The organism is Novosphingobium sp. ZN18A2 (assembly GCF_036784765.1).
In the GTDB taxonomy this organism is placed as follows: domain Bacteria; phylum Pseudomonadota; class Alphaproteobacteria; order Sphingomonadales; family Sphingomonadaceae; genus Novosphingobium.
In genome coordinates, this window is the sequence record NZ_CP136651.1 from 2,725,004 (window position 1) to 2,746,669 (window position 21,666).

16 protein-coding genes are annotated in these 21,666 nt (G+C 64.6%); 5 read left to right on the top strand and 11 right to left on the bottom strand.

Annotation, left to right across the window (positions count from 1 at the left end):
* Positions 1-127: 127 nt before the first annotated feature.
* The 3 genes from RXV95_RS13025 to RXV95_RS13035 all read left to right on the top strand — a co-directional run bounded on the left by RXV95_RS13025 (position 128) and on the right by RXV95_RS13035 (position 4,930).
* A complete protein-coding gene (locus tag RXV95_RS13025; RefSeq protein ID WP_338466466.1) occupies positions 128-1,753 on the top strand; it encodes a hypothetical protein in 1,626 nt (541 codons plus the stop codon).
* Positions 1,754-1,845: 92 nt separating this feature from the next.
* A complete protein-coding gene (locus RXV95_RS13030; protein WP_338466467.1) occupies positions 1,846-3,225 on the top strand; it encodes an L-serine ammonia-lyase in 1,380 nt (459 codons plus the stop codon).
* Between the two features lie 280 nt (positions 3,226-3,505).
* On the top strand, positions 3,506-4,930 hold the full coding sequence (locus RXV95_RS13035; protein ID WP_338466468.1) for an aldehyde dehydrogenase family protein: 1,425 nt from the start codon (positions 3,506-3,508) through the stop codon (positions 4,928-4,930).
* A gap of 106 nt (positions 4,931-5,036) precedes the next feature.
* Here the strand turns inward: RXV95_RS13035 and RXV95_RS13040 are convergent, their stop codons facing one another.
* The 6 genes from RXV95_RS13040 to RXV95_RS13065 form a co-directional block, all read right to left on the bottom strand.
* Entirely contained in the window at positions 5,037-6,176 is a 1,140-nt protein-coding gene (locus RXV95_RS13040; protein WP_338466469.1) for a hypothetical protein, read from the bottom strand.
* Between the two features lie 369 nt (positions 6,177-6,545).
* A complete protein-coding gene (locus RXV95_RS13045; RefSeq protein ID WP_338466470.1) occupies positions 6,546-10,778 on the bottom strand; it encodes a translocation/assembly module TamB domain-containing protein in 4,233 nt (1,410 codons plus the stop codon).
* Positions 10,778-13,126: a BamA/TamA family outer membrane protein gene (locus RXV95_RS13050; RefSeq protein ID WP_338466471.1), complete on the bottom strand. Its 2,349-nt coding sequence runs from the start codon at positions 13,124-13,126 to the stop codon at positions 10,778-10,780. The genes RXV95_RS13045 and RXV95_RS13050 overlap by 1 nt, the downstream gene beginning before the upstream one ends.
* Entirely contained in the window at positions 13,086-13,937 is an 852-nt protein-coding gene (locus RXV95_RS13055; protein WP_338466472.1) for an arginyltransferase, read from the bottom strand. The genes RXV95_RS13050 and RXV95_RS13055 overlap by 41 nt, the downstream gene beginning before the upstream one ends.
* Positions 13,938-14,098: 161 nt before the next feature.
* On the bottom strand, positions 14,099-15,349 hold the full coding sequence (locus RXV95_RS13060; protein ID WP_338466473.1) for a threonine ammonia-lyase: 1,251 nt from the start codon (positions 15,347-15,349) through the stop codon (positions 14,099-14,101).
* 92 nt (positions 15,350-15,441) lie between these two features.
* On the bottom strand, positions 15,442-15,822 hold the full coding sequence (locus tag RXV95_RS13065; protein ID WP_338466474.1) for a hypothetical protein: 381 nt from the start codon (positions 15,820-15,822) through the stop codon (positions 15,442-15,444).
* Positions 15,823-15,876: 54 nt separating this feature from the next.
* Here RXV95_RS13065 and RXV95_RS13070 point away from each other — a divergent pair, with 54 nt between their 5' ends.
* Together RXV95_RS13070 and RXV95_RS13075 are read left to right on the top strand one after the other, a co-directional pair.
* The gene (locus RXV95_RS13070; RefSeq protein WP_338466475.1) at positions 15,877-16,812 is read left to right on the top strand and encodes an NAD(P)-dependent oxidoreductase; all 936 of its coding nucleotides are present in this window, start codon (positions 15,877-15,879) and stop codon (positions 16,810-16,812) included.
* Positions 16,809-18,545 (top strand): amidohydrolase, encoded by a 1,737-nt coding sequence (locus tag RXV95_RS13075; protein ID WP_338466476.1) that lies wholly within the window; start codon positions 16,809-16,811, stop codon positions 18,543-18,545. Before RXV95_RS13070 ends, RXV95_RS13075 begins: the two co-directional genes overlap by 4 nt.
* Positions 18,546-18,595: 50 nt before the next feature.
* Here RXV95_RS13075 and tatC read toward each other — a convergent pair whose 3' ends face one another.
* Genes tatC through RXV95_RS13100 form a run of 5 tightly spaced genes read right to left on the bottom strand, consistent with a single transcriptional unit; the run spans position 18,596 to position 21,656 of the window.
* Complete coding sequence (gene tatC, locus RXV95_RS13080; protein WP_338466477.1) at positions 18,596-19,450, bottom strand: twin-arginine translocase subunit TatC; 855 nt, start codon at positions 19,448-19,450, stop codon at positions 18,596-18,598.
* Positions 19,447-19,884, bottom strand: coding sequence for a Sec-independent protein translocase protein TatB (gene tatB, locus RXV95_RS13085; RefSeq protein WP_338466478.1), 438 nt, complete (start codon positions 19,882-19,884; stop codon positions 19,447-19,449). Before tatB ends, tatC begins: the two co-directional genes overlap by 4 nt.
* Positions 19,885-19,913: 29 nt before the next feature.
* Positions 19,914-20,189 (bottom strand): twin-arginine translocase TatA/TatE family subunit, encoded by a 276-nt coding sequence (tatA, locus tag RXV95_RS13090; protein ID WP_338466479.1) that lies wholly within the window; start codon positions 20,187-20,189, stop codon positions 19,914-19,916.
* A gap of 58 nt (positions 20,190-20,247) precedes the next feature.
* Complete coding sequence (gene scpB / locus RXV95_RS13095) at positions 20,248-20,874, bottom strand: SMC-Scp complex subunit ScpB (protein ID WP_338466480.1); 627 nt, start codon at positions 20,872-20,874, stop codon at positions 20,248-20,250.
* Positions 20,871-21,656 carry a ScpA family protein gene (locus RXV95_RS13100; protein WP_338468565.1) on the bottom strand — a complete coding sequence of 262 codons (786 nt, stop codon included), beginning with the start codon at positions 21,654-21,656 and terminating at the stop codon, positions 20,871-20,873. Before RXV95_RS13100 ends, scpB begins: the two co-directional genes overlap by 4 nt.
* Positions 21,657-21,666 lie beyond the last annotated feature (10 nt).

The window sequence follows — 21,666 nt, forward strand, 5'->3', positions numbered from 1 at the left end:
GGGCGTCCGGAGCGATCCGGGCGCCCTTTTTGTTTGCGGTTTCAGTCCGCAATGAACGTCATCCTGTTGAATCGGTGGCGCAATGACGCCAGAACTACATCACGGATGCGAAAGGGGAACGTTGCATATGAAGCCAATGACCTGGGCAACGGTGTTCGGCATCGGCATTGCGGCGTTGCAGCCTTCGACTGCCCACGCCGACTGGCTGGAAGTCAGCTCGCCCAATTTTCGTTTCTATAGTCAGGGCAAGGAACAGGAATCGGTCGAAACCGTCCAGAACCTTGAAAAGCTCGACCATCTCGTGCGCGCGGTAACCGGCAACGACAAGCCGCCCAGCCCCAAACCGCTGACGATCTATGAACTAGGCACAATGCAGGATGTGCAGGCAACAATGCCTGGCGGCGGGCGTGGCGTTGCCGGGTACTACACCACCAGCCCACAGGGCGCGCATCTCATTACGTTCCGCAAGCCCGTGGAAGCGCCCGTACCTGGCTCTCGGCTCAAACGCATCTACAACATCAATGCAGAAGTGACGCAGCACGAATACCTGCATCACCTGATGTTCCAGTATTTCCCGACCAACTACCCCACGTTCTATCCTGAAGGCTTTGCCGAGTATTATGGCACCATGCTGTTCGAGCCGAACAACGTGATCGTGGTCGGCCATGCTCCGGTCGGCCGGCTTGAATCGCTGAAGGACTGGCTGCCGATCCGCAAGGTGCTGACTGCGAAAAGCTATGGCGATGTGACGAACTTGAGCAGCCTGTATGCCGAAGGCTGGTTGCTGACGCACATGGCTGCCGCCCGACCCGAAGTGGGCAAGGAAATGGCCTCGTTCCTGCGTGCGATAACCAAAGGCGTGCCATACGAAAAGGCAGCAGAGGATTCGTTCGGCGACCTCGATGCTTTCGACAAAAAGGTCCATGACTATGCGGGGCACGTCACCGCACTGACGATCAAACTCAAACCGTTTGCGATCAGCAAGGTTACGGTGCGCCACCTGTCGCCGGTCGAGGAAAAGCTGATCTCGACCGAGATCAAATTGCGCTCGGGCATGAAGGTTAATGAAGCCGACGCCGAAGCCCGGCGCGTCCGTTCGGTCGTAGAGGCCAACCCGGGCAATGCCTATGCCCTTGGCGTGCTGGCGCTGACCGAATGCGTCGCAGGAGAAATGGATCAGGCTCGCGCCACCGCGCAGCGCCTGCTGTCGATAGACCCCGGCAACGTGCGCGGCGACCTTGCTCTTGGCATGGTCCAGGTAGCGGAACTGGCCGGATCCGGCTCAGACGACGCAACCGCGTGGGACGAGGCGCGCGAACCATTGGCGCGCGCGATCAACAGTGACGCGACCGCAACGTGGCCGCGCATCGCCTATTACCAGAGCTATCTCAAGGAAGGCGTGTTGCCTTCAGCCGGGGCGCAGAACGCGCTTGTGCAGGCATTCAAGCTGATCCCGCAAGACGACGACGTGCGCTACCTCGTCGCGCGCGATTACGAAATGCGCGGCATGATCAAGGCGGCAATTTTCACGATTTCGCCCAGCGCCTATGGCACGTTCGACGGGAACGAACGGCGCAAGAGAAAACGCGACAAGGCCTACCGCGAAGCGGCCGCCAAATACACCAACATCGCATACCACGAATCCGCCGGCGACATGCTGAAGCGGCTGGAAGCCAAGCGTGATGGACGCTGGGACGAAAAGACGGGAACGATAACCGCGGCACCGAAAACCGCATCCGCGCCCGCCAGCTAGTACGGCGGATCACGACCGGCGGGCGCGTTCATTCCGCCGTCCGGTTGATTTCGCTTGCAACCACCCATGCCGGAAGAGCAGAGCCGCAATCGATGATCTCGGTACTCGATCTCTTCCGCATCGGAATCGGCCCGTCCAGTTCGCACACCGTGGGGCCGATCCGGATCGCGACCGATTTCCTTGAGCGGATCGAACGCCAGGGCGCGCTGGAACGGGTCGCACGTATAGAGGTGACATTGCAGGGATCGCTTGCGCTTACCGGCGTGGGCCACGGCACGCCCGATGCCTGCCTGATGGGCCTCATGGGCCTCAACCCGGAAACGCTCGACCCCGAAGCCGCGCACGCCGCCGTTGCGAAAGCACGGACCGAAGGCCGCATCGCCTTGCTCGGCAAGCACGAAATCGCCTTCGATGCGGCGCGCGACCTGTGCCTTGCCTTCGATGTCATCCCCGCCCTGCACCCCAACGGCATGGTCCTTGCCGCGCTGGACGATGAAGGCGGCGAGATTGCGCAAGCCGAGTATTATTCCACCGGCGGCGGCTTTTTCGCCACGCGTCGCCAGCTGGAACAGCCCGCGCAGGGCGACCTGATTGCCGGGGCCGCCGATGCGCGCTTTCCTTTTGCTTCGGCGAACGATCTGCTGGACATCTGCCGCACGCAGGCGCTGTCCATCTCCGACGTGGTGCTCGCCAACGAGGCGAGCTGGCGGGCGAAACCCGAAACGATGGAAGGGCTGGACCGTATCGCCCGCGCGATGTGCGAATGCATCGATCGCGGCCTGTCGCGCGACGGATATCTGCCCGGCCCGCTGAAAGTGCGCCGCCGCGCCCGTGAAATTCACGAAAACCTCGTCTCCAGCGCCGCCCCGAACGAGCCGGAGTGCCTGATGGACTGGCTCAACCTCTATGCGATGGCGGTGAACGAGGAGAACGCCAGCGGCGGGCGCGTGGTTACCGCGCCAACGAACGGCGCGGCGGGCATTATCCCGTCCGTGCTGCGCCACTATTGCTGCGAGGAAGGCGGTCCCGTCTTCACCAAGACACGGCGCTTCCTGCTGACGGCGGCGGGGATCGGCTTGCTCTACAAGCAGCGCGCGTCGATCTCGGGTGCGGAAATGGGATGCCAGGGCGAAGTGGGCGTGGCCTGTTCCATGGCCGCGGGCGGGCTTGCCGCGGTCTGGGGCGGAAGCCCCGGACAGGTTGCGGCGGCGGCCGAGATCGGCATGGAACACAACCTTGGCCTCACTTGCGACCCGGTGGGCGGGCTGGTGCAGATCCCGTGCATCGAACGCAACGCCATCGCCGCGGTAAAGGCGGTGAACGCCGCAAGGCTGGCGCTGCACAATTCGGAAAGTCCGCGCGTATCGCTTGACCAGGTGATCGAAACGATGCGCCAGACCGGACTGGATATGTCGACCAAGTACAAGGAAACCAGCCTTGGCGGCCTTGCGGCGAACGTGATCGCCTGTTGAACGATCCGGCCTGTCGGAACCTTTCGCATTTCCGATGCGTTGGTTTGGCAAGCGGGCGCGTGGTGCGATCCCCCCTCCCTTACTCTCCGCGCGCCCGTACTTCCCCCCGCACCTTCCACGGCGCGGCATTATCCATCACAGCGATAGCCGGTCGATTTCCGCGTCATTTCGCAAAATCGGCTCCACAAGACGCATTGGCGCGGGTTGCATCTTGCAATCGAGCGGCAAGAGGCCGAAATGGGGCCAGTTAACCGGTCCATTAAAACACGGAGAGATTCCCATGCGTGAGCGGCTTCAAAACTATATCGACGGCAAGTGGGTCGACAGCGAAGGCGGCAAGCGCCACGAGGTCATCAACCCCGCCACGGAAGAGGCATGCTGCGCCATCACACTCGGCACGCAGGCTGATGTGGACAAGGCCGTTGCCGCCGCGCAGCGCGCCTTCAAGACCTTCAGCAAGACCACCCGCGAAGAGCGGATCGCGCTGATGCAGCGCATTATCGAGGAATACAAGAAGCGGGTGCAGGATCTTGCCGTTTCGATGGCCGAGGAAATGGGCGCCCCGCTCAGCCTGGGCACCACCGCGCAGGCCGGGGCCGGCATCGGCGCCTTCATGGGCACGATCGAAGCGCTGAAGAATTTCGACTTCACCGAAAACCACGGCGCCTATACCGTCGCTTACGAGCCGATCGGCGTCGTCGGCATGATCACGCCGTGGAACTGGCCGCTGAACCAGATCGCGCTGAAGGTCGCCCCGGCACTGGCCGGCGGCAACACGATCGTCCTCAAGCCTTCGGAAGAGTGCCCCACCAACGCCGCGATCTTCGCGGAGATCCTTGATGCGGCGGGCGTACCGGCGGGCGTGTTCAATCTTGTCCAGGGTGACGGTCCGGGCGTCGGCCAGGCGATCAGTTCGCACCCCGGCATCGACATGGTCAGCTTCACCGGCTCTACCCGCGCGGGCATCCTCGTCGCCAAGGCGGCGGCCGATACCGTGAAGCGCGTCCACCAGGAACTGGGCGGCAAGTCGCCTAACCTCGTCCTGCCCGACGCCGACTTCGCGCAGCACCTTGCCCCCACCGCGATGGGTCCGCTGGTGAACACCGGCCAGAGCTGCATTTCGCCCACGCGCATCCTTGTCCCGCGTGAGCGCGAGGCAGAGGCCGCGCAGTTCCTTACCGCGATGTATTCGGCCACGCCGGTTGGCGACCCGATGCAGGAAGGCAACCACCTTGGCCCGGTCGTGAACAAGGCGCAGTACGACAAGATCCGCGACCTGATCCAGTCGGCGATCGACGAGGGCGCGAAGCTTGAAACCGGCGGTCCGGACCTGCCCGCGAACGTCAATCGCGGCTATTACATCCAGCCGACGGTGTTTTCGGGCGTCACCCCCGACATGCGCATCGCGCAGGAAGAAATCTTCGGCCCGGTCGCCACGGTCATGGCGTATGACAGCCTGGAAGAAGGCATCCAGATCGCCAACGACACCAGCTATGGCCTGTCGGCGGTGATTTCGGGCGATCCGGCCAAGGCGGCCGACATCGCACCGGAACTGCGCGCGGGCATGGTTGCGATCAACAACTGGGGCCCCACGCCGGGCGCGCCGTTCGGCGGCTACAAGCAGTCGGGCAACGGCCGCGAAGGCGGTCTGCACGGACTCAAGGACTTCATGGAAGTGAAGTCGATCAGCGGGCTTCCCGCCTGATCCACACCTCTTGACCGAACAAATGAAGGGGGCCTCCGCATCGCTGCGGAGGCCTCTTTCGTTTGCGCCGCGTGCACGTGGGTCGGCGCGCGCGTTTCGGGCGGAGCTATTGCAGCGGCGCGGGCGTCGCCTGCCTGGCTTGCGAGGGATTGCCCGAAACCTTTTTCACGATGTTGGTGGTGACGTGGGGAAACACGAACCGCTGGAACGATTCGTCGCCGTTGCGGTCTTTCACCAGCAGGTCCATCTCCATGATGATGGTCTGCGAATAGGCGAGGTAATCGAAGCTGTCGGCATCGTGCGACAGCAGCCAGTAATCGGCCCAATAGGCGGTCACTTCGGACTTGCGCTGTTCGAAAGGCACGTTGGTCACATGGCCCTTGTCGCCCAGCAGCGGCTCGGTCGTCACGCGCCAGTGGATGAAATAGCGCGGCTTCAGGATATCGATCCCCGCCTGCAACGGGTAATTCGGATTCAGCGTCCATGACGGCAGCGGGTTTTCGTATTCACCCGCACCGGGGTTGGCTTCGTCGCCCAGTTGCACTGCATAGGCATCGCAATAGGGAGCAGACGCCTGGTCCGCCGGCGCCGGATAGGGAACCGGCGCATCGGGCAGTTCGGGCTTTCCGCGAAAGATAAACTTGCTGCCGTGGTCGGTGAGGCTGCTGTTGAAGTGATCGCGGTCGTTCAGGTCGACGCTGCCCAGTGCCAGCACCGAATTGCCGTGCGGAACCGAAATCTGCTTTGCCACCGTCACATAGGACGGCTGACGCAGGACCGGACCGGGGTAGGCGTCGGGACCATAGGGGCCGACAAGCTGCTGCGCGCTTCCGAAATGGAGCCAGGCCCCGTTTTCGACATGGATCACCTTGTCCTTGTCCGGACCGTCGGCAACGAACACAAGCTGGTCATAGAACACGGCGTGGGACGTTTGCGTATAGGTGCCGCCCCTGTTCGGCGCGCCGGCGACGACCGCCAGTGCCCCGGTGTCGATATGCTCGGCCGGGTCGGCGGTCATAATGCTTCCGTTGAAGCGGATGATTTCGTTGAAACTGAAGTTCTTCAGGATGAAGCCGCCATACTGGCTGCCGGCCGGGCGGCTCGGCTGCGTTTCCACTTGCGGCAGGGGCATCACGTTGAAAGACGGCGGCCTGCCGTCGACAAGAAGGTCTGGATCGTTCTTCCATGTGCCGATCAGGCGGCACTGGAATTCGGAAAGGGATCCGGCGTCAATCGCATATGGCATAGCGCGCTCCTCAGCAGTTCGGACGATTGCCGATGCGACCCGCCATGCAAATCAGGTTTGATTTGTTGAATTGATAAAATTTTTGAACTCTACTTCATCCTCCCGGCAATCTGGCGGGGACGTTCTTCGTTATATTTCGAGGAGTCAACCCGCAATTACGCACGGTTAACTGGGTTATATATATTTTGTATTTGCGTTTTCACGAATACAAGAGCAATACTTTTCATTAATTCAGGCGGCTATACCGGAATTGGTCAGTCGACCGGACGCCGCCAGGCGCGCTTGCGTTAGGAAAGACAGCGCGAACGCATACGTGCCGGCGCGACAACGGGCACGCGCGACTCGCCCGCCTGCGCGCAACCGGCCAGCCTAGTAATCCTTGCTCGCCTTCACGTTGACCGAGTTGTCGCCGATCGTCGAAAGCGTGGACAGCAGCGAAAGCCAGCGGGTGAAACGGAATTCGACCGACGTGGCGGAATAGCCCTGCCCGTCCGTCACCAGTTCCACATAGAACTTCTGGCCGATGTACTTGCCCACTGCGATGGCGGTGCCGCGATTGATCGTGGGATCGGCGCCAACGATGCGCAGGCGATCCAGCCCGATGGCGCTGCGCAGCTTGTTGATCGGGTCTAGCCCGCCGCCGCCGCGAAGCGATGCCAGCGCCGCGGCAAGCTGGACCGCTTCGGGCGCGGAAATGTTGGTGATCGACGTTCCGAACAACAGGCGGCTCAGCAGTTCGTCTTCCGGCAGGGCCGGGGTGGAACTGAACGAGATGACCGGTTTCAGCGCGGAGCCGGTGATGTTGATCGTCGCGGTCACGCCGTTCGCATCGCCCGTCGCCACGATATCGAGCTGCGGATCGGGCGGCGATGCGCCGAAGAACCGGATGCGCCCCTTCGTCAGTTCGAAGGTCTTCCCCGCGAACTGGTAATCGCCGCGTACAAGATCGGCCTGCCCGGTAATGCGCGGTTCGGCCGTGGTACCGCGCAGCTTCACGTCCGCGCTCCAGTCGCTGGTAAGGCCCAGCCCGCGCACGTCCACCTGGTCCGGCGCCGAAGCGTCAATCATGTAGTGCCACGTGCCCGACGCGGCGCGCGGCGGCGCGATATCGGCGGGGCGGTTGACTTCCGTGGTCTTCAATTCGGGAACGGCTTCGGCCCCCGCCGCCTGTCCAAGCGCCCAGTTGGCCCGTTCTATGCGCAGGCGCCCGGCGATTGTTCCGCCCGCGTTGGTGCCGTCGCTGACGATGCGCAGCGGGCCGGAAACGGTTGCGCCCAGCCCGTCACGCTTCAGCAATTGCGCGTTCGCCGCGGCAATCCGCAAGTCCAGCTTCGCGCCCTTGGTCAGCAGGTCCGACAGGTCCACCGTGCCGCTGCCCGAAACGCTGCCGCCATTCGGCGTCTTGCCCGCGAAGCGCGCCAGCGAAAGACGCGCACCGTTGAAGGTGCCGCTCAGTTGCACGCCGGAAAGATCGGTGCCGGTCAGCGCGCTTTGCACTTCAAGGTCCGTGCTGGCGACGTTCCCGCGAAATTCCGGCTCGTCGATCGTGCCTGAAACGTCTGCGGTGGCGGAAACGGTGCCTGTCATGTCGAACACTTCAACCGCGGCGAGCCGCCAAAGCGCGTCCGCCGGCCCCTTGTAGCGCGCCTTCGCGGCAAGGCGTCCGGCACGCAGCCGGGCCATCAGGCCGGTGCCCGCCGGCATACCCGAAACCACCATCTGCACGCGGCCGCGCGTCGTGCCGTCTTCATCCACCACCGCCTTGGCCTGAAGGCTGGACGGGTCGAGCCGCGCCACCAGTGCCAGGTTTATCGGACGCGAGGTGAACACAAGGCCCGAACGCGTCAGCCGCTTGACCATCAGCCTGGCATCGCCGGTCGGCTCTCCCGTCCCGTCGTCGCGATAGGTCACGATGCCCGATGCATTGCCGCTCAGCCCCAGGTCGGCAACGGCGATATCGGCAATCGAAAGCGGCATCCGCGCAAGCTGGAGCTTCACGTCGGTCAACCCGCCGCCGAAATGCCCCTGCGCGATCGCGATGCCGCGGCCATAGCTCACCTGCGTGGGCGAAAGGGTCCAGCCACTGTCTCCGTGCGTGATGACCGCGCGGCGCGGCATCCTTATGCGGCGCCCCGCGAAATGGCCCTGCGCCAGCGCAACGATCTTTCCGGGCGCGATATTCGCCTGCCCTTGCAGTTCGAACCGGCTGCCGCGCCGGCCGGCGATGGAAGCCGTGACCAGGCCGGACCCGTTTTCCAGTTTCGCGTTGGCGGCAAGGCGGCCGATGAAAAGCTGCCCGCTGCCCACGCCGACGGCGTGGATGGTTGCATCTACGGTGCTTTTGCCCTTGGCGAAAAGCCCGTCCACATCGATGTCCGCCTCTCCGATGGAAAGCGGCGTCGGCCCTGCGAAGCTGGCATGGTCGGCCCTGATCTTCGCCTTGACCGACTGCCCGCTGTCTTGCGGCGCAAGCGCGATCGTGCCGTCCAGCCCGCCGCCCGAAAGCGCCAGCTGGCCGCTCGCCCCGCCATCGCCCAGCACCAGACTGCCGGTAACGCCGGTTTTCCAGACTTTCAGCTGCTGGATATCCAGCCGGGTCGGCCCGCCTTTCGGCGAAAACAGGCCCAGCGTTCCATCGAACGGACCAAGCGCCGATCCGCCCTTCGCTTCGATCCTGAACCCGTCGGTTATGGGCGAAAGGGCAACGCGCACGTCTTTCAGGCCCGCGGCGGGCAACGGGCTGGCGAAGACCAGCACCGCGTTCGGCCCCTTGGCGTCCATCGCGGCTTCGACCGTGAACGGACCGTAATCGGCACTGCCGCCCTTGCCGTTCAAGGTTGTGCGCCCGTTCGCCAGCCGCTTTCCGTTGATCGCAAGGTTGAGTTTCTTCGAAGACAGGCGCGTATCGCGGAACAGGATCGGCAACCCGCCGCCAAGGCTCAGCTTGCTGTGGAAGCGCACGTTGCCGCCGGTCAGGTTGGCCAGTGTGGCGTTATCGATCCGCGGCATGGACCCGTTGACGCTTGCCCCAAGCGCCCACGGCTGCCTCGCGCCCACGCTGAACAGCACCATCGCATCGGCATTCACCGCGCCGAGGTTGGGCAAGGCAAAGCCGCGCGCGGTTACCGGCCCGGCAAGCGCATAGCCCCCCTTCGCCACGTTGCCGCGCAGCGTCATCCTTGCGGCCAGCCCGTTGAAGTCGGCAGCGATGCGCTGCGAATGCAGCTCGTTACCCTTCAGCGTGACGGTGCCCGTGATCTTCCCGCCGGAAAGCCGCCGGTCCAGTTCGGCATTGCCCGCCACGATGCGCCGCGCCGTGAGGTTGAGCGGCAACGACCATGCATCGCCGCCGCGCGACAGGACGCCTTGCTGGCGCAGCCCTTCCGCTTCGAACGACCCGGCCTTCAGCCGCGCGACCGAAAGCGTGTGTTCGATGGAAATGTCGTCAAACGCGCCGTTCGCCTTCGCCGTCAGGCGCACGCCGGAAAGGCCGGGCGAGGACAGCACCTGCGCGGGCCGGGTCAGCACCGCGTTGACGGAGAAATCCTTCGCGCGGTTCCTTGCAAGGTCCAGCTTGCCGGACGTGCTCGCGCGGAACGCGTCGCCCTGCACGAATGTATGCCCTGCAAAAACCTCGCTCGCGAATGTTCCGCGCCAGACCAGCGACACCGTCTTGCCCGTCGCCGCGCGCGCAGTCCCGGTCAGCAGCCCGTAGGGATGGACCTGCCCCGCCAGCAGGTAGTTGCCCGACCGGTTGTCCAGCCGCAGCGCGGCCAGTTCCCTGCCGTCCTGCCGTGCATAGGCAAAGCCCTTCCAGTCGTTCCAACTGCCCTTGCCGCGCACCAGCGCGGAGATCGCGCTGTCTGCCCCGGCAAGCGAGGCCAGCAAGCCGCCCTTGGGCGCGTTGTAATCCAGCGCGAGATCGAACTTGCCCTTGTCCGGCTCTGAATCGAGGTGGAGGACAAAGCGATCCTTGCCGCCAAGCCGGCTGTTCACGTCGGCAATGGCGTGGCCACCGCGAATGTCGGCGCGCGCGGTAAGGTCAACGCGCCGCCGCTCTCCCATCACGCCCCGGGCGACGGAAAAATCGTCGAGCACCAGCGTGCCGACGTGGATGTCGAAATTGGGAAGGATCTTGGCGTTCGGATTGGTGCTGGGGTTGAGCGCGGGGGTGCGCAACAGGTGGCCGCGGTGGGCGACGAGGCTGCGCACGTCCAGCCCGCGATTGAGCCAGGCGAGCGGCCGCCAGTCCAGCTCTGCCTGCGGGATGGTGAGGAACGGCCCCTTGGGATCGCTGATCACGATGTCGCGAAGCGTGGATGCGCCATAGAGCGACCCTTCGACGCGGCCGATCTTGATCCGCAGTCCGTTGGCGGGCGCCAGCGCCGCGATGCGGTCCACCACGAAACGGTGGCCGAGCGAGGTATCGAGCAGGAACAGCGTCGCCGCGACCAGCAGCGCGATTCCGCCGGCGACCATCATGATCGCGCGGCCCACCCGGCGCGACCAGTGCGGGCGCAGCTTCGCCGGCAGCACCGCCTCTGCCGGGGTGGTTTCGGGCGCGTCGTCCGCGCCGCCGGGGATATCGTCCTGCCCAGCCATCAGAACGCCTGCCCCAGCGCCACGTAAACGCCGATGCGGCTGTCACCCGGTTCGGGATTGAGCGGCGTGCCCACGTCGATGCGGATCGGGCCGAAGTTGGTCATATAGCGGATGCCGACGCCAGCACCGTATTTCATGCCCTTCAGCGTTGGCCACTGCCCGGTGCCGACCGTGCCGGCATCGAGGAACGGCACAACGCTGACCGCGCCGCCGACAAGGCCGGTCTTCACACGCGCTTCCAGGCTGAATTCGGTAAGCGAGGTGCCGCCGGTGGGATCGCCCTGCGAATCGCGCGGGCCGACCTTCTGGTAACCGTAACCGCGCACCGATCCCGCGCCGCCCGCATAGAACCGCCGCGACGGTGCGATGTAATCGGTGTTTGTCCCGACGATGCTGCCCAGCCTTACGCGGCCCGCCAGCACCACCCTGTCACCCGCGACCGGCTTGTATATGCTGCCATCGAACTGCGCCTTCACATATTGCGACGTGATGCCGTCCGTCTTCGAATATTCGGGCGAGGCGCGCAGCGACAGGCGATAGCCATCGGTGGGGTTGAGCAGGTCGTTACTGTAATCGAACGCGATCTGGGACGGCAGCGCGGCGATGTAATAGGTCCTGCGCCGGACATTGCCATTGGCATCGGGCGCATCGGTTTCACGCGTGGCCAGAAGCTGTATCCCGGTCGACCAGACGAACGGCTTCTGGAAGATCAGCGATTGTTGCCGCTCTATCGACGTTGTCAGCGAAAGCGTGCTGGCGCGATAGGCATTGGTCAGCACCGTCTGCGCATAAAGATCGGCATTCAGCACCTGGTCGCGGCGCAGGAAATTGTTGCGGCGGAAGGTCACGCCCGCAAGCTGCTCGTCCGTACCCGCCACACCGCGCACGCGCAGCATCCCTTCGGGCGGGAACAGGTTGCGGTTTTCCCAGCTTCCCGCGACGCGGAAGCCCTGGCCGGTGGAATAGCCGATCTGGCCCGCGATAGTGCGCGGCGGCGCCTTGGTCATGGTAACGTCCAGGTCCACCGTTCCCGGCCCGGCGCCGGTCGGTTCGGCAACCTTCTTCGGCTTGACGGTGACGGAAGAGACAAGGCCGGTGGCAAGGATCGCCTGGCGCAGGTCGGTTACGTCGGAGCGTTTGTAGATATCGCCCGGATGGAACCGCGCGATCAGTTGCAAGTGATGCGAAGACAGGAACCTGGGCAGCGCGCTGACCACCTGCCCGAACTGGAACTTGCCCTTGTTCTCGACAGGCACGGACACGTCGCCGGTCTGGGGCTTGTGGTCTATCAGCAGTTCGGGCGCGCCGACGTGCGCGAAGGCATAGCCGCTTTCGCCCAGCGCGGTATCGAGCGCGGATGCATCGTTGAGGATGGTCTGCGTTTCCAGCGGATCGCCGGTCTTCAGGCCGAACGCATCACGCAGCTTCGTATAGTCGTCGCCCGTCTGCTCAAGATCGCCCAGCGCGATCTTGCCGACCGTGTATTGCGGTCCCGGGACGATATCGAAACGCACGACCGCGTTTTCCGCGTCGCGCCGCCCGCGCCTTTGCCCGTTGGCGTTTCCGGTCGAACTTGTGCCGGGCTTACCGCCACCGTTGGTATTGCCGTTCGCCTTATCGTCACCCGACGTCTGGTTCGCCTGCGACTGGCCCTGCGCCTGCCGTTCGGGGCGCTGCACGGTCTGGTACACGGTTGCGCCGTAATATCCGTAATAGCGCATCAGCCGGTCGAGCAGCTCGGCATCCGATTTCGCCCGCCGGGCCAGCTGGGCCAGGTTGTCGTCGTTGGTATCCAGCTGGCGCAGGCTGGAAAGCGCCTCGAACCGGCTGGCCAGCTCGTCACGCTGGGGGAAGGCCGCGTCCTCGCGCGGGAAGGCAAGTTGCACCTGCGGGCCGGCATCGACGATGTAGGCGTCGGCAATCATCGATTCGCCATTGTCGCCCCCGTTATCGCCATTCGCATCGGCAAGCCCGTCCACCGCTTCGCCCGCCGCCTTGCGCGACTCGGCGATGTCGGGATCGGGCGTCAGGCGTTCGGCCTTGGGAATATCGTTTTCCACCGGCCAGGTCAGCGTCATGCCCGGCAGGTCCGGCATGGGTTCGGACGGATCGACCGCCTTTTCCGCCTGGTCCGGTTCTGGCGCGGGCTGCTTTGCCGCGTCCGTATCGCGCGCCCACGCCTGCGGATCGTCAAGCGCCGAATCGGGGATCAGTGCCTCAAGCGCCTTGTCCGTCTTGCGGTCCTGCGCGTGGAGCGCGACCGGCGAAACGGCGAGGGACAGTGCTGAGAGTAAAGCCGCAAGGCGGCTAGTCGTGGCGATAACGCCCATGCCCGCCGGGCACGCCATCCTTGTTGCCGCCTTCAAGCTCTGCCAGGTCTTCGCGGCGCGTCGCGGCGGCGCGCTTGATCGCGCCTGCCTGCTCATCGGGGGCGAAGCGCTCCCATCCGTCGCGGCCAAGCCGTTCGAGCGGGCGGAAGCGGACCTTGTACTGCATCCGCGCGGACCCTTCGACCCAATAGCCGAGATAGACATAGGGCAGCCCGATCCGCTCGGCACGAAGGATGTGGTCAAGAATGATAAAGGTGCCAAGTCCCGACCGGCTCTCGTGTTGCGGATCATAGAAACTGTAAATCATCGAAAGGCCGTCACCCTGTTGGTCGGTCAGGCAGGCCCCAATCAGTTTGCCCGGCTTCCCATCTTCACCCGGCTCCCTGTATTCAATCACATAGCTTTTCACGGGCGTGTGTTCCACCATGTCCGCGAAGTCCATCTCGTCCATGGTGGCCATCCCGCCGCCCGGGTGGCGAACGGAAAGATAACGCTGCAATAGCTCGAATTGTTCCGGTGTCGACCACGGCTTGCACGCGGTCACGACAAGGTCCGAATTGCGGCGCAGGATGCGGCGCTGGGTGCCCGAAGGCTCAAACGCGTCGGCCACCACCCGCACCGAAACGCAGGCCTGGCAATCGATGCAACTGGGGCGATAGGCAACGGTCTGGCTGCGGCGGAAACCGATGCGACCCAGCGCATCGTTCAGCTCGTCCGCATGCGCGCCCTTCAGTTCGGTAAACACCTTGCGCTCGCTCTTGCCCGGCAGGTACGGGCACGGCGCCGGGCTCGTCACGAAGAAGCGGGGAAAGCGCACCGGGGCGGTCACGGTCTGTCAGTCATCCTGTTGCTTGCCGGGCGACCCGGCACCTTCTGACATGACAATGCCTCAGCCGCGGCTATGGTGAAAGACCCTTAACCATGAATCGCGGTTAACGGCTGAAAACAGGCTATATTTTATCGCACGACCGGCACCGCCGGGCGATTGCGTCAACCCAGTTCCACCTGACTGACCGAATAACCCTTGGCCCGCAGACTCGCCACCAGCCGGTCAAGCTGGTCGCGATCGCGCGCTTCGCACTCGATATCGGTGATCAGGCCCTTGGCCGGCAGGTGCGTGAAGATGCGCTGGTGATAGATTTCGATGATGTTCACAGAGTGCGCATCGAATTCGCGCATCACCTTGAACAGCGCGCCGGGGCGATCCTGCAACGTAAGCCGCAGCCGCGCGAGACGGCCCGACCGGGCCAGATCGCGCAGCAGCACGTTGGCAAGCAGGCGCGTGTCGATATTGCCGCCAGTCAGCACGATGCCGACGTTGCGCCCTTCGAACAGTTCCGGTTCCGCCATCACGGCAGCAAGCCCCGCCGCGCCCGCGCCTTCGACAACCGTCTTTTCTATCTGCAAGAGCAGCGCCAGCGCGGTTTCCAGTGCCGCCTCGTCAACCAGCACGATGTCCTCGACAAGGTTGGCCAGCACTTTCGACGTGAACTCGCCCGGCGCCTTCACCGCGATGCCTTCGGCCAGCGTATCGCCGCCGCAGGGCAGGTCCACATGCTTGAGCTTGGAATACATCGACGGGAAAAGCTGCGCCTGCACACCGATCAGGCGCATATCGGGCTTCAGCCCGCGCGCCGCGGTGCCCATGCCCGAAAGCAGGCCGCCGCCGCCGATGGGGACGACCAGTGTATCGATATCGGGCGCGTCCTCCAGCATCTCCAGCGCGACCGTGCCCTGCCCGGCGGCCACGTGCGGATCGTCGAACGGGTGGACATAGGTCATGCCCAGCTGGCGCTCCATTCCGCGCGCGTATTCGGATGCCTCGTCGAACGTCTCACCTTCCAGCACGACCTTCCCGCCCACGCTTTCGGTCTGCATGACCTTCACCGTGGGAGTGGTGCGCGGCATCACGATCGTCACCGGCGTTCCCAGCCGCGTGCCGTGGTACGAAAGCCCCTGCGCGTGGTTGCCGGCCGAAGCGGCGATCACGCCGCGCGCGCGCTGTTCGTCCGTAAGCTGGAGCAGCGCGTTCAGCGCGCCGCGTTCCTTGTAGGCGGCGGTGAACTGCTGGTTTTCGAACTTCAGCCAGATATTCGCACCGGTAATCGTGCTGAGCGTCTTGGAATACATCGTCGGCGTGCGGACAACCTGGCCGGCGATTCGCTCGGCCGCGGCACGGACATCGGCAAGGGTCAGCAGCGCTTCGGGCTGCGCATCGGACTGGACGGCTAGGTTTTCCATGACCTGCGCGCCCTAGTCTAAAGCGCGCGGCTTGCAAACAGTCGTCCGCACGAACGCGCAATGATGCGAAAAGTCAGTCGGGGTCGGCGGAGTCAGGCGGTGCCTGGCAGGACAAGGCGCTTTGCCAGCCAGCCGATTGCCAGCGCCAGAACGATCGCAAGAGTATCGGCAACCCAGTCATGCCAGTCCATGTCGCGATGAAGCACCGGTATCGCCTGAAGCACCTCGATCAGAAGGCCCAGCATGGAAAGCCGCAGGCCAACCTTCCAACGCGAGGCTCCGGGCCAGGCGAGCCGGGCCACTACGGTCAGCACGAAAAATGCCAGCATGTGCTCGAACTTGTCGCCAAAGCGGTCGATCGGCAGCCCCGGCGGCTTGGGCAAGAGTGCCATGAGCATGGCAAACGCGACCAGCGCCCAGAACAGGGGGCGGGTCAAACGTGGCGAGAACACCATTTGGAAGATTCGCAGCATTGACCGCCGGATAGCGGGCTGGCGGGATCGGGCAAAGCCGCTTAACACGCGGGTATGCCTGAACAGCCAGATGCCCCCGCCGAATCGCCGCCGCACCAGCCGCTCAGTGTCTCTTTCATCGGCCTTGGCGTGATGGGCGGGCCGATGGCGCGCCATATCGCGACGGCGGGGCACCGGCTGACGATCTATAACCGGTCGCCCGCGCGGGTGGAAAAATGGCGCGCGGCCAACCCCGGACTGGACGTGCGCGTGGCCGCCACACCGGCCCATGCGGCGCGCGATGCGGACGCGGTCGTCACCTGCGTGGGCACGGACGACGATCTGGCCGATGTTGTGCTAAGCCCCAACGGCGTATTCTCGACGCTGCGGCCCGGTGCGGTTTTCATCGACCACACCACCGTTTCCGCGCGCATCGCACGCCAGATCGCGGTGGAAGCGCGCGACAAGGAAGTGCTGTGCGTCGATGCGCCCGTCACCGGCGGGCAGGCGGGCGCCGAAGCGGGCACGCTTTCGATCATGTGCGGCGGCATGTCGCGCGCGGTGAAGGCCGCGCGGCCGGTGATGCAGCCCTATGCCAAGCGGATCACACACGTCGGAAAGTCGGGCGCGGGACAGACCACCAAGATGGTCAACCAGATATGCCTTGCCGGAACGATCGCCAGCCTTGCCGAAGCGATCCGCTTCGCACAGGCCGCGCACCTCGATCTCGACAAGGTTTACGAAGCCGTCTCCGGCGGGGCCGCGCAAAGCTGGGAAATGGACAACAACTGGGACACGATGGCGCAGGACAAGTTCGATTTCGGTTTCGCGGTGGACTGGATGCGCAAGGATCTGGGCCTGGCGATAGACGAAGCGCGCGCGACGGGCGCAAGCCTGCCCACCACTGCGCTGATCGACCAGCTCTATGCCGAAGTGCAGGCGCTGGGCGCAGGGCGCGAGGATACGAGCGCGCTGATCCGCCGCCTTCCCCGCCGGGGAGCCAAGGCATGAAGGCATCGTTGCTGGCTGCCGCCGCCGCGCTTTCGCTTGCCCCTACCCTTGCCCCCGCGTCCGCCCGCGCGGATACGCTGGTCGACAACGTGAACGGCGAAACCGTGGCCGAAGACGGCCGCGTGGTGAACTTCGTTGCGCTGACCTTTGACGATCATGGGGTCATCACCCACGTCTATTCGCGCGGCGAAAAGCTGCCCAAGCACCCCGAATACCATATCGACGGCAAGGGCAGCACGATGCTGCCGGGCATGATCGACGCGCACCTGCACGTGATGAGCCTGGGCTTTTCCGCGCTGACGCTCGACCTGTCGGGCACGCATTCGCTTGAAGAGGCGCTGGCGAAGATCAAGGCCTATGCCGCCGCCAATCCGGACCGGCCATGGATACTGGGCGGCGGCTGGAACCAGGAGCTGTGGCACCTGGGCCGTTTCCCCACCGCGGCAGAGCTGGACAGCGCGGTGCCCGATCGTCCGGTGTGGCTCAGCCGCGTCGACGGCCATGCCGGATGGGCCAATAGCGCCGCGTTGAAGGCAGCCGGGATCACGCCGAAATCCAAAGCGCCCGAAGGCGGCGAGATCATTCGCGATGCAGCCGGAAATCCGGCGGGCGTGCTCGTCGATGCGGCAACAGGGCTGATGGACCATGCTGTGCCCGCCCCGCGCCCGGCGGACCGCGACCTTGCGCTGGACAAGGCGCAGCGCATCCTGTTCCGCTATGGCGTTACCGCCGCGGCCGACATGGGCACCAGCATAGAGGACTGGCAGGCGTTCCGCCGCGCGGGCGATGCCAACCGGCTTTACCTGCGGATCATGTCCTATGCGCTGGGCGTAGACAACATGGTGCTGATCGCCGGTCCGGGGCCGACGCCGTGGCTTTATGGCGACAGGCTGCACATGGGCGGGCTGAAACTGTTCATGGACGGCGCGCTCGGCTCTCGCGGGGCGTGGCTGAAGGCGCCTTATGCCGACGATCCCAATACGCGCGGACTGCCGCAGCTTACCGGCACGCAGCTGAAAAACCTGATGAGCCGCGCGGCGATGGACCACTTTCAGGTCGCGGTCCACGCGATCGGCGATGCGGCCAATGCCGAGGTACTGGATTCAATCGAAGACCTTGCCGAAACCTACAAGGGGGACCGGCGCTGGCGCATCGAACATGCGCAGATCGTCGATCCGGCGGATATCGCGCGCTTCGGCAGGAACGGAATCGTCGCCTCGATGCAGCCGGTTCACGAAACCAGCGACCGGTTGATGGCCGAAGCGCGGCTGGGTCCGGACCGCCTGGCAGGAGCCTATGCCTGGCATTCGATGCTGGCCGCCGGTGCGCACCTTGCCTTCGGATCGGACGCGCCGGTGGAAGCGCCCGATCCGTGGGCGGGCATTGCCGCCGCGATCAGCCGGCAAGGACCGGACGGAGAGCCCTTTGGCGGCTGGCAGCCGCAGGAAATCGTCACGCGCCAGCAGGCGCTGGCCGCCTATACCACCGGCGGTGCATGGGCCGGGTTCGCGGAAAAGAAGTTTGGCCGCCTCGCCCCCGGCTATCGCGCGGACTTCATCTTCGTCGATACCGACCCGATGCTGGCCAATGCGGACGAGATCAGGAAGACCAGGGTGCTGCAAACCTGGATCGGCGGCGGCAAGGTGTGGGACGCGGACGACGCGAAGACCGGTGAACCGAAGAACGGCGCATCGGGAAACACGGCGGACCGGCACGCACCCGAAGGGCGCTGACACAAATCAGGACGCTTTTCGACCGCACCGGATCGCCGTGATTGGATGCTCTAGGGCGCGGGCGGCGTTGAATCCGGCAAGAGCGGGGTGGGGTCACCGGCCTGATCTTCGGACCGCGCCTTTGCCTCTTCCGCTTCTTCGCGGGCCTTCGCCTCTGCATCTTTCCTTTCGGCGATGCGCATCAGGATCATGGTGCCTTCGAACAGGATCAGCAGCGGCACGGCCAGCATCATCTGCGAAACCACGTCGGGCGGGGTCGCGATGGCAGCCACGGCGAAGATCGCCACGACCACGTAACGCCGGGCAGAGACAAGCTGCTTGCGCTCAAGAATCCCCGCGCGGTTCAGCAGCATCAGCAGCACCGGCAGCAGGAAGCTGATCCCGAAGGCAAGGATGAACTGCATGACCAGCGCAAGGTAATCGCCCGTGCCCGGCAATGCCTCAAGCGTCAGCCCGCCCTTCTCTCCCGCGAAGCTGAGGAACCAGTGGAACGCGGTGGGCATGACCACGAAATAGGCAAGGCTGGCCCCCATCACGAACAGCACCGGCGTCGCGATCAGGAAGGGCAGGAACGCCTTTTTCTCTTTCGCGTAAAGGCCGGGCGCGACGAAGGCCCAAAGCTGGTTCGCGATAACCGGAAAGCTGAGGAAGAAGGCGGAAAACAGCGCGATCTTCACGTTCACGAAAAAGGCTTCGTACAGCTTGGTATAAATGAGCTTGCCCTGCCCCTGCGGAAAGGCCTCCGTCAGCGGGCGGACAAGGATGCCGAAGATATCGTCGGCAAAATACATGCAGATCGCGAAGCTGATCGCCATCGCATAGACGCAGCGCAGCAGGCGCGTGCGCAGCTCTATCAGGTGGTCGAGCAGCGGGGCCTGCGTTTCGTCGAGTTCGCGGAACTTCAAGACGCCGGCCCTTCCGGCTTCGCGTCCGCGGCAGCGGCCGGTGCGGCGGGTGCCGGTGCTTCGTCTGATGCGGGTGCGTGTTCGGTTGAGGGGGGGGCTGCGCCTTGAGGCTCGGCAGCATCGCTTCCGGCAGCGGTAAGCGGCTCCATCGCGGGCGCGGCGGCATCGGCCGAAGCCGCGTTCGCCTTGTCCTCCACGGTGATGTCCTGCGCCATGATCGCGGCGTTATGTTCCTGCCACTTCTTTTCCATCTCCTCCAGTTCGGCCTCACGGATCATCGCTTCGATACCGGAACGGAAATGGTTGGAAACGCGCCGGATCTGACCGATCCAGCGGCCCGCCGTGCGCATGGCGAGCGGCAGGTCTTTCGGCCCGATCACAACGACCGCGACGATCACGATGAGCAAAAGCTCGGAAGCTCCGATGTCGAACATCGGTCAGTGCCCTTCAGCGGGCCGACGGGTCAGTTGCCGCCGGCTTTCTGGTCCTTGCTGACAGGCTCACCGTTGAGCGACGGCTGCTCGGTCTGCGATGCGGCAGGCGCTGCCGACGGCGGGGGCGAAATCTGCGCAGGCGGAGCCTGAGGCGCGGAAGTGCGCTGGTCTTCCTCGTTCAGGCCCTGCTTGAAGCTTTTGATACCCTTGCCGAAATCGCCCATCATTTCGGAAATGCGGCCACGTCCGAAAAGCACGAGTACGACCAGAGCGATAATGATAAGCTGCCAGGGTCCAGCCTGCATTGTTCAAATCCTTTTGCGACTTGCAGCGAATATAGGGGATTGGCGGCTGTCTTTCCAGTCAACCGTCAAGCGCGTCCGACTCCGTATCTTCCGCCGCACCGTCATCCGTGTCCGGTTCGGAGGTTTCCGTCAAGGCGTCGAAAGCAGCATCTACGGGGTCGAGCAGGCCCGCGGCGCGTAATTCGTCGATTCCGGGCAGGTCGCGGCGCGATTGCAGGCCGAAATGCGCGAGAAATTCGCCCGTCGTGGCATAGATCACCGGCCGCCCCGGCACTTCACGGCGTCCCGCAACGCGCACCCAGCCCGCCTCCATCAGCACGTCAAGCGTGCCTTTCGACGTCTGAACGCCGCGAATCGATTCGATTTCCGCGCGACTCACCGGCTCGTGATAGGCGACGATCGCCAGCACTTCGGTCGCCGCGCGCGACAAGTGGCGCACTTCCTCGCGCTCGCGCCGCAATAGGTGCGCAAGGTCGCCTGCGGTCTGGAAATGCCAGCGCCCGCCGCGTTCCACCAGTTCGATCCCGCGCCCGTCGTAGAACACGCAAAGCTCTTTCAGCACGGCGCGCACGTCCGCGCCGCCCAGGTGGGTGGAAATCGCCTGCGCGGTCATCGGTTCCTCTGCCGCGAAAAGCGTCGCCTCCACCGCGCGCAGCAGGTCATCGGGCGGCGCTTGCTGCGTCATTCCTTCACCCCCCGCAACATCAGCGGGCCGAAGGTTTCCTCCTGCCGCAATTCGGCCTTGCCCATGCGCGCCAGTTCCAGCGCGGCCACGAAGCTGGATGCAAGCGCCGAGCGGCGCAGTTGCGGATCGCCCCATCCGGCCTCGCCGCTTCGGGGCAGGAAACTGCGCAAATCGGCCCAGTCCATGTTCACGCCCAGCATCGCGGATACGCGAGACAGGGCCGAATCCAGCGTCATCACCGGCCGTTCGCGCACCATGTGCACCACCGGCTGGGTTCGCGCCTTCACCTGGCCATAGGCCTGCACAAGATCGAACCATTCGCATTGCCAGCGGTTCTTGCGGTCGACGCGCAAGCCTTCGGGCGCGCCGCGCCGGAAAACATCGCGCCCCAGCCTGTCGCGCGCCATCAGCCGGGCGCCCGCCTCGCGCATGGCGCCCAGGCGTTGCAGGCGCAGTTGCAGGCGCAGCGCCAGTTCTTCCGGGCTTGGCTCCACTTCGGGATCGCGCGGCAGCAGCAACAGCGATTTGAGGTAAGCCAGCCACGCCGCCATCACCAGGTAATCGGCCGCCAGTTCCAGCTTCATCGCCTCTGCCCGCTCGACATAGGCGATATACTGGTCGACCAGCGCAAGGATGGAGATCTTGTGAAGATCCACCTTCTGCCGCCGTGCAAGGTCAAGCAGCAGGTCGAGCGGGCCTTCCCACCCGTCAAGTTCAAGGTAGAGCGCCGCATCCTCTCCGGCCGCCGATGCGGGGCCGTTCCAGTCGTCCCCTTCGTCCATCGTCGGAACG